General features: G+C 59.8%; 11 protein-coding genes. 10 read left to right on the forward strand and 1 reads right to left on the reverse strand.

Features of this window, described 5'->3' with window-relative positions; all coding sequences use genetic code 11:
* Positions 1 to 15: 15 nt before the first annotated feature.
* The 7 genes from M3A49_RS11630 to M3A49_RS11660 all read left to right on the forward strand — a co-directional run bounded on the left by M3A49_RS11630 (position 16) and on the right by M3A49_RS11660 (position 7,762).
* Complete coding sequence (locus M3A49_RS11630) at positions 16 to 1,170, forward strand: acyl-CoA dehydrogenase family protein (RefSeq protein ID WP_266228812.1); 1,155 nt, start codon at positions 16 to 18, stop codon at positions 1,168 to 1,170.
* A 34-nt stretch (positions 1,171 to 1,204) separates the two neighbouring features.
* Positions 1,205 to 2,371: an acyl-CoA dehydrogenase family protein gene (locus M3A49_RS11635; RefSeq protein WP_266228813.1), complete on the forward strand. Its 1,167-nt coding sequence runs from the start codon at positions 1,205 to 1,207 to the stop codon at positions 2,369 to 2,371.
* 17 nt (positions 2,372 to 2,388) lie between these two features.
* Complete coding sequence (locus M3A49_RS11640) at positions 2,389 to 3,195, forward strand: enoyl-CoA hydratase (protein ID WP_266228814.1); 807 nt, start codon at positions 2,389 to 2,391, stop codon at positions 3,193 to 3,195.
* A 19-nt stretch (positions 3,196 to 3,214) separates the two neighbouring features.
* On the forward strand, positions 3,215 to 4,084 hold the full coding sequence (locus M3A49_RS11645) for a MaoC/PaaZ C-terminal domain-containing protein (RefSeq protein WP_266228815.1): 870 nt from the start codon (positions 3,215 to 3,217) through the stop codon (positions 4,082 to 4,084).
* Between the two features lie 21 nt (positions 4,085 to 4,105).
* Positions 4,106 to 5,314, forward strand: a complete 1,209-nt coding sequence (locus M3A49_RS11650; protein WP_266228816.1) for an acyl-CoA dehydrogenase family protein — start codon at positions 4,106 to 4,108, stop codon at positions 5,312 to 5,314.
* 9 nt (positions 5,315 to 5,323) lie between these two features.
* Positions 5,324 to 6,457: an acyl-CoA dehydrogenase family protein gene (locus M3A49_RS11655; protein ID WP_254353306.1), complete on the forward strand. Its 1,134-nt coding sequence runs from the start codon at positions 5,324 to 5,326 to the stop codon at positions 6,455 to 6,457.
* Between the two features lie 75 nt (positions 6,458 to 6,532).
* Positions 6,533 to 7,762, forward strand: a complete 1,230-nt coding sequence (locus M3A49_RS11660) for a cytochrome P450 (RefSeq protein ID WP_266228817.1) — start codon at positions 6,533 to 6,535, stop codon at positions 7,760 to 7,762.
* A gap of 66 nt (positions 7,763 to 7,828) precedes the next feature.
* Here M3A49_RS11660 and M3A49_RS11665 read toward each other — a convergent pair whose 3' ends face one another.
* A complete protein-coding gene (locus M3A49_RS11665; RefSeq protein WP_069266531.1) occupies positions 7,829 to 8,488 on the reverse strand; it encodes a TetR/AcrR family transcriptional regulator in 660 nt (219 codons plus the stop codon).
* A 1,367-nt stretch (positions 8,489 to 9,855) separates the two neighbouring features.
* Between M3A49_RS11665 and M3A49_RS11670 the strand changes: the two genes are divergently transcribed.
* The 3 genes from M3A49_RS11670 to M3A49_RS11680 all read left to right on the forward strand — a co-directional run bounded on the left by M3A49_RS11670 (position 9,856) and on the right by M3A49_RS11680 (position 14,426).
* Entirely contained in the window at positions 9,856 to 11,553 is a 1,698-nt protein-coding gene (locus tag M3A49_RS11670) for a DUF1302 domain-containing protein (protein WP_266228818.1), read from the forward strand.
* A gap of 17 nt (positions 11,554 to 11,570) precedes the next feature.
* The gene (locus M3A49_RS11675) at positions 11,571 to 12,920 is read left to right on the forward strand and encodes a DUF1329 domain-containing protein (RefSeq protein WP_266228819.1); all 1,350 of its coding nucleotides are present in this window, start codon (positions 11,571 to 11,573) and stop codon (positions 12,918 to 12,920) included.
* A 144-nt stretch (positions 12,921 to 13,064) separates the two neighbouring features.
* The gene (locus tag M3A49_RS11680; RefSeq protein WP_266228820.1) at positions 13,065 to 14,426 is read left to right on the forward strand and encodes a DUF1329 domain-containing protein; all 1,362 of its coding nucleotides are present in this window, start codon (positions 13,065 to 13,067) and stop codon (positions 14,424 to 14,426) included.
* The last annotated feature ends 24 nt before the right edge of the window (positions 14,427 to 14,450 follow it).

Genomic DNA, 14,450 nt, shown 5'->3' on the forward strand with positions numbered 1-14,450 from the left:
GGAGAAGCATGGGCTATGGACTTTGATTTCACCGATGAGCAACGCATGCTCAAGAACAGCGTCGAGCGGCTCGTCAAGGACGAGTACGGTTTCGAGCAGCGTGCGAAGTATCTCGCGGAGCCGGACGGCTTCAGCCGCGCGCAATGGGCGCGCTATGCGGAGATGGGGCTGCTGGGTCTTTCGTTCGACGAGGAATACGGCGGCAGCAACTGCGGTCCTGTCGAAACGATGATCGTCATGGAGGCGTTGGGCCGCGGTCTCGCGGTCGAGCCGTACCTCGCAACGGTCGTGCTGGGCGGCGGCTTCGTGCGCCTTGGCGGCAACGCGGCGCAACGCGAGGCGATTCTGCCGCAGATTGCTCAGGGCGAACTGCTGATGGCCTTCGCGCACAGCGAAGCGCAGTCGCGGTACGACCTGGCGGACGTTGCAGCCACCGCGCGGCGTGAAGGCGACGGATGGGTGATTGACGGCGCCAAGCGCGTCGTGCTGCACGGCGGCAGCGCCGATCTCCTCGTGGTGTCGGCGCGGGTGTCGGGCAGCAGGCGCGAACGTGACGGCATCGGCCTGTTCGTGGTCAGGGGCGACGCGGCGGGCGTGACGCGCCGCGTATATCCGACGCAAGACCGGTTGCGTGCTGCAGACATCGAGTTTTCCAGCGTGCGCGTACCAGATAGCGACGTGCTGGGAGTCGCGGGTGCTGCGTTCCCGATCATCGAAACGGTCGTTGCACACGCAATCGCCGCGGTGAGCGCGGAAGCAGTCGGCGCAATGGCCGCCGCGCACGATGAAACCATCGAGTATCTCAAGGTCCGCAAGCAGTTCGGCGTACCTATCGGGTCATTTCAGGCGCTCCAGCATCGGGCGGTCGACATGCTGGTCATGGTGGAGCAGGCGCGCAGCATGGCGCTCTTCGCGACCATGATGAGCGAGGAACCGGATGCGGGGGAGCGGGATCGCAGCATGTCTGCCTCGAAAGTGCAGATCGGACGCTCGGGCCGCTTCGTCGGCCAGCAAGGCGTGCAGCTGCACGGCGGCATCGGGATGACCGAGGAGTGCAAGATCGGCCACTACCTGCGACGCCTGAGCGTGATCGATATCCAGTTCGGCTCGACCGAACATCATCTGACCCAGCTCGCCAATGCCGGCGGCCTGATCGATGCAGCAGTGTGAGCCGCGTATCCAGCCAAGTATACGGAAACCATTCATGAGCCGAATTACCCCTCCCGATCAATATCAGGAACTACGCGACGCCCTGCGTGACCTCTCGAAGGAATATCCCGATGAGTACTGGCGCCGCATCGATCACGAGCGCGTGTACCCGGAGGCGTTTGTCGACGCGTTGACGAAGGCCGGCTGGATGGCGGCGCTGATTCCCCAGGAATACGGTGGTTCCGGCCTCGGGCTAACCGAGGCGTCCGTGATCATGGAGGAGATCAACCGAAACGGCGGCAACTCCGGGTTCTGCCACGGCCAGATGTACAACATGAACACGCTGCTGCGCAACGGCTCGGTAGCGCAAAAGCGCAAATATCTGCCGAAGATCGCGAGCGGCGAACTGCGCCTGCAGTCGATGGGTGTGACCGAGCCGACCACGGGAACGGACACCACGAAGCTGAAGACCACCGCCGTGAAGAAAGACGGCCGCTATGTGGTCAACGGCCAGAAGGTATGGATTTCACGCGTGCAGCATTCGGACATGATGATCCTGCTCGCGCGTACCACGCCCTTGTCGGATGTGAGGAAGAAGTCGGATGGGCTGTCGTGCTTTCTCGTGGATCTGCACCAGGCTATTGGCAACGGTCTGACCGTGCGGCCGATTCCCAACATGGTCAATCACGAGACGAATGAACTGTTCTTCGACAATCTCGAGATTCCCGAAGAGAACCTGATTGGCGAGGAAGGCAAGGGCTTCAAGTACATCCTCGACGGGCTCAACGCCGAGCGTGCGCTGATTGCGGCCGAGTGTATTGGCGACGGCTACTGGTTCGTTGAGCGCGCATCGAAATACGCTAGCGAGCGTATCGTCTTTGACCGGCCAATCGGCATGAATCAGGGCATCCAGTTTCCGATCGCCGAGGCGTATATCGACGTGCGCGCGGCGGATCTCATGCGCTACAACGCCTGCGAACTGTTCGACAACCATCAGGCATGCGGCGCAGAAGCGAACATGGCGAAGCATCTGGCGGCCACGGCTTCGTGGAAAGCGGCGAATGCCTGCTTGCAGACGCATGGCGGCTTCGGTTTCGCCTGCGAATACGATGTCGAACGCAAGTTCCGCGAAACGCGGCTTTATCAGGTGGCGCCGATTTCGACGAACCTGATTTTGTCCTACGTCGCCGAGCATGTGCTCGACCTGCCGCGTTCATTCTGAGCATCGAGGGGGATCTCATGCACTTCGAGACCATTCTGTACGACGTCAAGGACCGTATCGCGACGATCACGCTCAACCGTCCTGAACACATGAACACCTGGAACGACCAGGCGGCGACGGAAGTGTACGAGGCAATGCAGGCGGCGGGTGCGGACCGCGGCGTGCGTGTCATCGTATTCACCGGCGCGGGGAAGGCGTTTTGCGCGGGCGGCGATATTCACAGCTTCGGCGGTGACCCCGCCGCGCTCATGACCAAGCTGCCGCGCCCATTCGACGTGCGTAAGCGCGCGGACTGGCAAACGCGTTGTTCGTATTACCCGGCCATTCCGAAGCCGGTGATCGCCATGCTCAATGGCGCGACCGTCGGCATTGGCCTGATTCACGCGCTCTTTTGCGACATCCGGTTCGCGTCGGAAGACGCCACCATTACCACGGCATTCGCGCGCCGCGGTCTGACCGCCGAATACGGCATGGCATGGATACTCGCGCGCCACGTGGGTCAGGCGCATGCGCTCGACCTGCTGCTGTCGGGTCGCAAGATCAAGGGCCGCGAAGCCGAGCGCATGGGACTCGTGAACCGTGCGATCCCGGCGGAGAAACTGGTCGAGGAGACTTACGCCTATGCGCGCGAAATGGCGGAGTACTGCTCGCCGCGCTCGATGCGCATCATGAAGGAGCAGGTCTGGGACGTGCCTTTCCAGACGCCCCACGAGGCGGTCATGTCCGCTGGTCTGGACATGCCGATCGCCAACCAGTGCGATGACTACAAGGAGGGCATGGCGAGCTTTCTCGAGAAGCGCAAGCCCAACTTCACGGACTACTGAGCACCTACAGGACACCCTCATGCTGAACTACGAAGTCGTCAAGAACTGGCCTATCGAAGACGTCACGCAGACGTACAGCGAACGCGACGTCATGCTGTATTCGCTGGGCCTTGGCCTCGGCGGAGACCCGTTGGACGCCGACCAACTGCGCTACGTGTATGAGAAGGACCTGCAGGCGATGCCGACTTGCGCGGCCGCGTTCGCGTGGCCGAGGTCGTGGATGCGCGACCCGCGTACGGGCATCGACTACCTGAAGCTTGTGCACGGCGAGCAGGATGTGCGCTTCATGCGGCCAATGCCGGTTGCTGCGACCATCGTCAGCAAGACCCGTGTGAGCCGCATCTCGGACAAAGGCGCCGGCAAGGGCGCGATCGTCGAGCTTCTGCGCGACATCGTCGACGCCTCGACGGGCGAGCAACTCGCGCAAGTCCGGCAGGTGTCATTCCTGCGCGGCGACGGAGGGTTCAGCGCCGAATCGGGCGTGAGCGACGTGCCGCCCGAAGCGCTTCCGCCGGTGCCGGAGCGCGCGCCGGACGCGGAATACGTCTTTTCCACCGGCGCCCATGCCGCGCTGATCTACCGCCTTTCGGGCGATGCCAATCCGCTGCACGCGGATCCGGAGGTGGCCTCGAAGGCGGGATTCAGCCGACCCATTCTGCATGGCCTCGCGACCTATGGCATGGCGGGCTACGCCGCGATTCGCACTTTCGCGGGCAACGATGCCACGCGTTTGAAGCGGCTCGCCTTGCGCCTGACTTCGCCGGTTTATCCGGGCGAAGAAGTGCGCTTCCAGTTCTGGCGGGATAGCGACACACGCCTGCATCTGCGCGCGCGCGTTGATGCGCGCGATGTGGCGGTGCTGAACAACGGAATCGTGGAAATTGCCTGAAAACGCGACTGGAGCCTGAAGATGGACCTGAAAGAGAGCCCCGCCGAGAAGGAATTTCGCGCCACGGTGCGTGAATTCGTCGCGACGCATCTGCCTCACGATATTCGCGAGCGCGTGCTGAACTTCCGCCATGTGCCGCGCGAAGACTACGTGAGTTGGCAACGCATTCTTGCCGGGAAGGGTTGGGGCGCGCCCGCATGGCCCGCACAATTCGGCGGCGCCGCCTGGAATGCGGCACAGCGCAACATCTTCGACGAGGAATGCTTCACCGCCGGCGCGCCGCGCCAGATGCCGTTCGGCCTTTCCATGGTCGGACCCGTGATTCAAAAATTCGGCACCGACGCGCAGCGCGAACGGTTCCTGCCGCGCATCGTATCAATGGAAGACTGGTGGTGCCAGGGCTATTCCGAGCCGGGCGCGGGCTCCGATCTGGCCTCGCTCAAGACGCGTGCGGATCGCATCGACCGTGACGGTCGGTCGTTCTACGTCGTCAACGGCCAGAAAATCTGGACCTCATTCGCGCAATGGGCGAACTGGATTTTCTGTCTCGTTCGCACGGACGGGAGCGGCCGGCCACAGGAAGGCATCTCGTTCCTGCTGATCGATATGTCGACGCCCGGTATCACGGTCAGGCCGATCCGCACGCTGGACGGCGGTCACGACGTCAACGAAGTGTTCTTCGACAACGTGGAAGTGCCAGTGAGCAATCTCGTCGGAGAGGAGCATCGCGGCTGGTCGATCGCGAAGTATCTGCTCGGACACGAGCGCACCAATATTGCCGGACTTGGTAACTGCAAGCGTTTCATGCGGCGTCTCAAGGAGATTGCGAGCACCGTGCGCAAGCACGGCAAACCGCTCATCGAGGACGTGCGCTTTCGCGATCGCATCGCTAAGGTGGAAATCGATTTGATCGCTCACGAATGGTCGCTTCTGCGCGTGGTCTCCGCCGAAACCGCAGGGCGTCCCATCGGACCGGAAGCTTCGGTGCTAAAGATCCGGGGTTCGGAGATTCAGCAGGAACTCACCGAATTGATCATGGAATGCGCAGGTCCCTATGCAGTGCCTTTCGTAAGCGAAGCGCTGGATGCGGAATGGCGCGGCGAAACCGCGAACGGCGAATTGCTCAACGCGCTGGCCGCGCACTACCTGGACTGGCGCAAGATTTCGATCTACGGCGGTTCGACCGAAGTGCAGAAAAACATCATCGCCAAGCAGGCGCTCGGCATCTGAGGACACGCCATGGACTTCACGCTGGTTGAAGAGGAACAGATGCTGGCCGATGTGGTCGGTCGCTTCGTCGAAAAGGAATACGACTTCGAGGCGAGGCGTCGTCTCGCCGCCACGCCGCAGGGCTGGTCGGATGCGCATTGGTCCACGCTCGCCGAAATGGGCGTGCTCGCGCTGAACGTGCCGCAGGACCACGGCGGGCTTGGCACGGGCCCGGTCGAGACCATGCTCGTGATGGAAGCCTTCGGCCGGGGACTCGTGCTGGAGCCGTTCGTTTCGTCGGCTGTGATCGGCGCGAAGCTCATCGGGCGCGCGGGACACGAGGCGCGCAAGGCGGAGCTGCTGGCCGGTATCGCAGACGGCAGCCTGAAGACCGCGCTCGCGACGCTGGAACCTGGCGCGCACTTCGATTTGTGGAACGTAGCGACGAGAGCCGAAGCAACGCGTGACGGGTACATCCTCAACGGCCGCAAGGGCGTCGTGCTGCATGGCGCCTGCGCGGACATTCTGCTCGTTTCGGCACGTACGGCAGGCGAGCAGGCGGACAAGCACGGTATCACGCTCTTCGCTGTCGACGCGCACGCGCAGGGTGTGAGCGTCAAGGGGTTTCCCTCACTGGATGGCCAGCGTGTCGCGGAAGTGGTGCTGAACGGCGTGCGAGTCGACCAAAAGGCGGTGATCGGCGCGATCGATCAGGGTTACCCGTTGCTCGAATGGACCGTCGATCAAGGCATATTCGCGCTGTGCGCCGAAGCCGTGGGCGCGATGTCGCGGCTGAGTGAACTGACTTTCGAGTATCTGCGCACGCGCAAGCAGTTTGGTTCGCCGATCGGCAAGTTCCAGGCGCTGCAGCATCGCGCTGCCGATATCTTGACCGCGGTGGAACAGGCGAAATCGATCGTCTATTTTGCGGCCGCCAAGCTCGGCGAAGACGATGACGTTGCCGCTCATCGCGCTGTGACCGCCGCGAAAGCGCTCATCGGGCACAGCGCGCGCTTCGTCGCGCAGCAGGCAGTGCAGCTTCACGGTGGGATGGGCATGACGGACGAGCTGGCGGTGGGTTGGTATGTGAAGCGCCTAACCTGCATCGACATGACGTGGGGAAACACCGAGCACCATATTGAGCTATACGGAGCGTTCCTGTAACCGCGGCTCGCACAGTAACAAGAAAGATTCATTCGGCCGTGCATAGCGGCCAATTCGAAGAAAGGAGACAACCTTATGTCAGCAGCTGGCCATGGCGCAACTCCGGAGCTGGCGCCGGTACCTGCGCACGTTTCGCCGGAACGGGTATTCGATATCGATATCTATCACCCGCCCGGAGCAGAAGACGACTACCATCTCTCGCTCAAGAAGCTGCACGCCGAAGGCATTCCCGACATTTTCTGGACGCCTCGTAACGGCGGCCATTGGATCGCAACGCGCGGCGACGACATCTATCACATCCTCAAGGACTACGAGAACTTCTCGTCGAAGCAGCTTACCGTGCCGCTGGTCGAGCATCAGCCGTTGCCACCGATCTTCTTCGATCCTCCGCAGCATACGGCGTATCGCGCGTTGATCGCGCCCGCATTCATGCCGCAGGCGATCAGCAAGCTCGAAGAAAAAGCGCGCGAAATGGCGATCGAGTTGATCGAAGACTTTTACCCGAAGGGAGAAGTGGAATTCGTCTCCGGGTTCGCGCAGCATCTGCCGATCGGCATTTTCATGAACATGGTGGCGCTGCCCGCCGAGGATCGCGAGTACCTCCTGAGCCTCGCCGACAAGATGGTGCGCCCGGTGGACGCCAGGGAAAAGCTGGGCGCGCTCGGCGCTATCTTCCAGTACCTGGGCGTGAAGATCGCCGAACGGCGCGCGAATCCGGGCGACGATCTCATCAGCAAGATCGTGAACTCGAAAATCGACGGGCGAGCCTTGACCGACGAGGAGGTTCGCGGTCTGTGCGGACTCGTGCTGATCGGCGGGCTCGATACCGTTGCGTCCGCAATGGGATTCATCGCCAGTTTTCTGGCTGGCAGCCCCGCTCATCGCAAGCAGCTCATCGACAATCCCGAGCTGACCCAAAAGGCCGTTGACGAGCTATTACGGCGTTTCCCAGTGGTCAACCAGGGGCGGCGGATTACCCACGATTTCGAGTACAAGGGCGTGCAACTCAAAGCGGGCGACATGATCATCATGCCGACCACGCTGCATGGCCTCGACGAGAGAAAATTCGACGATCCGCTTAACGTCGATTTTGCCCGGCCCACGCCGATTCATTCGACGTTCGGCAATGGTGCGCATCGTTGTCCCGGCTCGTTCCTAGCGCGCGTGGAATTGAAGGTTTTCCTCCAGGAATGGCTTAAGCGTATTCCTGACTTCCAGATCAAGCCGGGTGAGAAGGCGGGTGTCCACGGAGGGGTGAACGGCACGCTGTACCACTTGCCTCTTGTGTGGAAGGTGGCCGGCTGAGCGCATATCTGTAGAATCCGGTGCGCGCAGACCGCTACGCGCGCTGCGCGCGCCTGAACTTCAGGTTCATGGAGACGCTTTGCTCAGCGCACGCCAGACGACCTTCATGGCGTGACGGAATGAATCCCGCTCGGGTGTGTTCGTTCCCGACCGGCGTAGAAAGACGACCAGACCTTGCAGATGGGAAAGAAGCAGGGCGCCGCGCAGCGTACATTCCGCCGACGCCAAGGTTGGGTTGATTTCCGCGATCAGTTCCGCCAGAAGAACCTGAAAATCCGCAGTGGATTTGGCCATCAGGGCATGGAGATACGGTTCGTGTTCAGCCAGGCTCCAGGTTTCCAGCACAAAGGCGCTAACGCGATTGCCGCCGGGTGCCGTCAGCACAGAGAATGCCTCTTCGACGATCATGTCCAGCCGGGCCTCCGGTGGCCGGTGTTTGTCCTGCGTGATCGCCTGATAGTGTTCGAAATAGCGATTCGTGAATGCCTCGATCGTGGCCCGCAATAGTTCTTCGCGGGTGCTGAAATAGTGCTGCAGGGTCCTCAGCCGGATGCCTGCGTCGCTGGCGATGCGGCGTTGCGTGAATCCAGCGTTGCCTTCCGATGCGAAGACTTCGATCGCCACTTCAATGATGGCTGGCACACGTGTAGATCTGTTCCCTCGCCGCCGAGGCGCATCTGCTGCCGGCTTGTCGAGGTCTGCCGATGAGATGGTCAGGTCTTTCATCTGTTGTGCTCTCCTTGGCGTTTCCTGTCCCTCTCGCGCGCGTCGTAATGGCGAGACGAATAAGACTGGAAACTGTTCCCGCCCCCGATATTTACGTCTTCCGATTCGGATCGGACGGCGGCGAGTTTGATCTGATGATACCGCTAGTCAGGCGACGAATAAACAGTAGTCCGACGACTAATTGACTCCAGATCACATGCGGCTCTCGCCCTGTAGCATCACGCATGCTACTAGAAAATAGGGTGGACTTGTCCATACCGGCATTTCCCCTGGTACCGTTGAATCTTGATAATGGGTCTACTGACTACTAATATTTAGTCAGTAGACACATTTACGTCTGCATCACGCGGAACCTTCTGCGACGGCAACCGGAGCACGAGGAACACGGGTGTCTGGGCTGACTGGTTAGTGCCTCCATTTGCACCCGTGAGTGTGATCGTCAGAGGCGCGCAAGAGCGGTTGAAGGAGCAGGGCATGAAGCTTGGAGAAAGTTCTTTGCGTGCGCTCATCGAGAAATGGCTCGCACCCACTGCGAACACCCCGGTGCACGTGACCCGATGTACCTTCGCGAATTCGAGCCAGACGAGGTGTGTGCTCGCACGGTCATCCGCCTCGCAGGGGGACCTTTCGATATTCTTCTTTCGGCATGACGATGGGGCCTGGCGCGTGTTCCCTCCTGCTCCCCGAAAACCAGCAATGCACGCTAGCGCAGGAACTGGATAGCGGATTGCGAAAGTCGCGGTCGACAGCCGGCATATATGGAAGGACTGCCAAGGAAGGTGGTCTGGTCCCGTAAGCGCTTCGGTCGCTCGTGCAATTCTTCCTCCGTTCACCATTGAATCGAAAGACTAAACGCCGCGTCGTCCGTGACCGGTACCGCGCCGCTTGGGGGCGGCGATACTTGGCCGCGCCCGGCCTGCATGTCGATTCATGAACCGCCGCCGGCTTGTTGCGCGAAAGCTCCCATGGTTTGCGTCGCCAACCCGCGCAGGCGAGGCGGATGCCCCGCAAATGCAAGCGCCGCCAACACTCGTTAGCACAACGCGCGCCGTATGCAGTCGGCGCCACATTGGCCAAGGCATGCATGTACTGAGTTAAGCCGATGACAAAAATCGAACTCTCGTTTACCCAGGTTTGTGAACGGCGTTCGAGAAAATGTACCGCATAGGGGTGAGCGAGCGTTGACAGTCAGGTTTCGAGCGTTTATCTTTGCGAACAGCATTCGTATTCTGGTGATGCGCTGGGGGGGACCCCGAGACGCGATGCTGACGAGGTAGAGGCCGGTTTCGCTTCATTGCTAAAAGTCTGCGGCAGTCCAACGGCCTTGGCCTTTTCTGCGGCAGTTCGACAAAGAAAAGAGGAGACGCATGAAAAAGAAGAGCCTGAAGCCAAGTGCGATCAGCCTTGGCGTGCACGCAACCTGTATCGCGGCGGCTTGCGGGTTGTGGAGCGCGAACGCCAATGCATTTCACTTTGATGTGCCGAACCCGGACATCGACATGGAATGGGATAACACGGTGCGTGCGGATTACGACATTCGGCTTCAGAACCCGGATCACTTCTACACGAACAGTCCGACCTACGACGAAGGCGATCTGTCGACGCCGAGGTTCAGCACGATCCAGGCGATGCTGAACCTCTACAGCGAGTTCGATTTCAAGTACAAGGAGACGTCGGGCTTCCGCATCAGTATGGACGCGTGGTACGACCCGACGTTCAAGAATCACAATACGAGCAATCCGGCATTTCTGCCGAACTATCCCAACAACGAGTACACAAGCTACATCAAGAAGTATTACCAGGGACCGAGCGCCGAGTTGCGTGATGCCTTCGTGTTCAACACCTTTGACCTCGGCGGGCATTCTGTCAACGTCAAGCTCGGCCGCACGGCGGTTACCTGGGGCCAGTCGGCGTTTGCTACGCTGGGTGGCGCCAACTCGGTGGCGATCGGCCAGGCGCCTCTGGACCTGATGAAGCTGACGCAGAGCCCGAGCGCCTCGCTCAAGGAGATCGTGTTGCCGACGGCTCAGGCTGACGTGACGACGAACATTACGGATACGATCACCCTCGGGGCGCAATATACCTTCGAGTGGAACCACGATCGCCTGCCAGAAGGCGGCACGTATTTCGGCGGTGCGGATCCGATTCTCTATGGGCCGCCGGTGGCCAGCTACACGACGATTCCTGGACTGGGCACGTTCGCGATTCCGCGTGTACCGCCGACCAAAGGTCAGATCGGTGATATCGGTCTTGACGGCAAGTGGCGTGTTGATTCGCTGGCAACCACCTACGAACTGACGTATCGCCACTTCGCCATGAAGATGCCTTGGGCGGCCGTGCTCGTGCCGGGCGCTGGGCCGCAACTCTTTCCGGGCACCAATCTGCCGGGCGTCACGGCGAAATACGGCAACGACGTCAACCTGATCGGTCTGGGCTTCAATAGTGCTATCGGCAATGCCGCCGTGGCTGGCGAAGTCTCATACCGCTGGAACATGCCGCTCAATGCAGTCAACACGACGACGGTCAACGACGCGCCGACTGGCCGTACGCTGCATGGTCTTTTGAACGTTACGCAGTCGTTCGGCAAGTCGCCGTTGTGGGACAACATGTTCCTGCAGGCGGAATTCTCGTTCAATCAGTTGTTGAGCGTGCAGTCGAATGCGGGTAATTTCGCTAATTCCAGCTATGACACCACGGGCCAGTGTTCGGCATCGGGCAATTCTGCATTCAATAACTGCTCGACGCGCTTCTGGGCCGGTCTCGGCATCGGTGCGAGCCCGCAGTGGTATCAGGTATTCCCTGGGGTCGACCTGACGATGCCGCTGTTCGTCAATCTGAACCTGAAGGGCTACTCGTCCGTTATCTCGCCGGCCGCCGAGGCGCAAGGCCAGAATACGTTCGTGGTCGGGCTCGACTTCACGATCTACAACAAGCACGAGGTGGACATCACCTACACCTATTATATGAACAAGAAGGGGTACTCGACGGCGGGCGCCGCGACGGCTCTCGGCGCGCCCTACAGCGACAAGTCCTGGCTCGGTATCACGTATCAGACAACGTTTTGATAAAGATGGAGACAGCTGTGAAAAGATTCCCAAAGCTTCTTAAAACGCTTGCGGTTCTTGCGGCAATCTGGGCTTCGCCATACACGCTAGCCGCCGATAGCGGATTGACGCCGTTTGGCGCCGAGATCGCAGGAAACAAGGACGGGACAATTCCTGCCTATACTGGGGGCATCACGCAGGCTCCGGCCGGATTCAAACCGGACTCAGGAAAATGGGCGGATCCGTTTCCCGGTGAAAAACCCATTCTCCAGATCACGGCACAAAACTACGAGCAATACGCGGACAAATTAAGTGCGTCGGCAGTCGAATTATTCAAACGCTATCCGACTTACAGGATGGATGTCTATCCGACTCACCGCAGCGTTTCGTATCCCGACTGGTATTTGGAGAACTCCACCAGGAACGCTCAAACCGCGAAGCTTGAAAAGAACGGCCTTTACCTATCCGGAGCATTTGGCGGAAAACCGTTTCCGGTGCCGAAGAATGGGCAGGAAGCGTTGTGGGACTGGGAGTTGCGTTACGTCGGTACGATCCAACGCAATAACGTGAAAACGTGGTTGGTGGACTCGAGTGGTACGCCGATCCTTGCGGCGCAATTCAAGAGCTCCCTCTATTACCCGTACTTCGATATCAAGAAGGAGGATGAATTCCGGAAAAAAGCGGGCCTCGCAAACTGGTATTACGTGTACAACGACTACGCGGCACCGGCGCGCTTGATTGGCGATACGACCCTCTTCTGGTACTTCATGGACACGGCGGATCATGATCAGCAGTCCTGGGAATACAACCCGGGGCAGCGTCGTGTGCGGGTGGCGCCGGATCTCGCCTACGATACGCCGAACCCCGGCTATTCGGGCGCAATCACGATGGATGACATCCAGTTGTTCTACGGACGGATCGATCGCTGGGACGCCAAGATCGTGGGCAAGAAGGAGATGTACATCCCGTACAACGACTACAAGCAGCAGTATGAAACGCCCGCGAGCAAGATCCTCACACCGCATTTCGTCAATCCGGATCACGTACGCTGGGAGCTTCACCGTGTGTGGGTCGTTGACCTGAAGCTCAAGTCGGGTGCGCGCCACGTCTACGGCCGCAAGATGCTCTACCTGGATGAAGATGGCGGTGGCGGGATGATGGACGCTTACGACCAGTCGGGCAAGCTCTATCGCGGTGGATTCGAGACGACGGTGCCCGCCTACGACTACAAGGTTCCGTATTCACTCGGCAACTGGTTTTACGACTTCAATAGCGGCATTTACATCTTCGGCAGTCACCCTGCTGAGACGCCGGGGATTCTCTTTAACGTGAGCTTCCCGTCCGACTACTACACACCGGAACGCATGCAGTCTGCGGGTGTGCGCTAATTGCCTGCCGATGTAGGAGTGAGGTAATTAGTAGCGTCCTGCGTGGCCCCGCCAGGCAGGACGCTTCGGCAACGAAGTTCTACATGGGTGTTGGGTATCGAAAGTAGCGTTGTTGCTTTTGGTTCTGAGTTATTCAGGAAAGGGATGGTGAAGGCTTTGAAGAAGCCCCGGATGTTGATGAAGGCGCTAGCATTTGCAGCGGCTGTTTGCATGGCGCCGATGGCTGGCGCGCTTGAGAACGGGATGACGCCATTCGGCGCGCAAATTGCCGGCAGCAAGGACGGGGCGATTCCTGCGTACACGGGCGGAATTACGCAGGCGCCGGCGGGTTTTAAGCCCGACTCGGGAAAGTGGGCGGATCCGTTTGCTGGTGAGAAGCCGACGATGCAGATAACGGCGCAAAACTACCAGCAATACGCCGACAAATTGAGTGCCAGTTCGGTCGAGCTGTTCAAGCGCTACCCGACGTACCGCATGGATGTTTACCCGACGCACCGTTCCGTCTCGTACCCGGACTGGTATCTGGCGAATTCGGAAAAGAATGCGCAGAGTGCGAAGCTTGAAAAGAACGGTCTGTTCGTGGCAGACGCATTCGGCGGAAAACCGTTTCCTGTGCCCAGGAATGGGCAGGAAGCGATGTGGGACTGGGAACTGCGCTACGTCGGTACGGCGCAGCGCAACAATGTAAAGACGTGGCTCGTCGACACCAGCGGCACGCCGATCCTCGCGGCTCAATTCAAGAGTTCGATTTACTACCCGTATTTCGACCTCAAACAGGAAGATGCATTCAAGAAGAAGGGTGGCACTGCCGTCTGGCAGTACATCAACAATGATTTCGTAGCGCCGGCGCGAATGATTGGTGATACCACGCTTTACTGGTTCTTCACGGACACTGCGGATCACGACCAGCAATCGTGGGAGTACAACCCCGGTCAGCGTCGCGTACGAGTAGCGCCAGACCTGGCCTATGACACTCCGAACCCCGGCTACTCGGGCGCGATCACGATGGACGACATTCAGTTGTTCTACGGGAAGATCGATCGCTGGAACGCGAAGCTGATCGGCAAGAAGGAGATGTACATCCCGTACAACGACTACAAGCAACAGTACGAGACGCCTGCGAGCAAGATCCTGACGCCGCATTTCGTGAATCCCGACGATGTGCGTTGGGAACTGCACCGGGTGTGGGTTGTGGAATTGACGCTCAAGCCGGGCTCGCGCCACATCTACAGCAAGAAGACGATGTACTTCGACGAGGACGGCGGCGGCGGAATGATGGACGCGTACGACCAGTCGGGCAAGCTCTATCGTGGGGGCTTCCAGACTACGGTGCCTGCGTACGATTACAAAGTGCCGTATTCGCTGGGCAACTGGTTCTACGACTTCAATAGCGGTGTGTATATCTTCGGAAGCCATCCGGCCGAGTCGCCAGGCGTCTTCTTCAATAGCAGCTTTTCGCATGACTTCTTTACGCCGGAGCACATGCAGTCAAGCGGTATCCGGTAGTACGCGGTAAAGCAGTAAGCGCAG

This window comes from Paraburkholderia sp. CNPSo 3076, from assembly GCF_026343935.1.
GTDB classification, from domain to species: Bacteria; Pseudomonadota; Gammaproteobacteria; order Burkholderiales; family Burkholderiaceae; genus Paraburkholderia; species Paraburkholderia nodosa.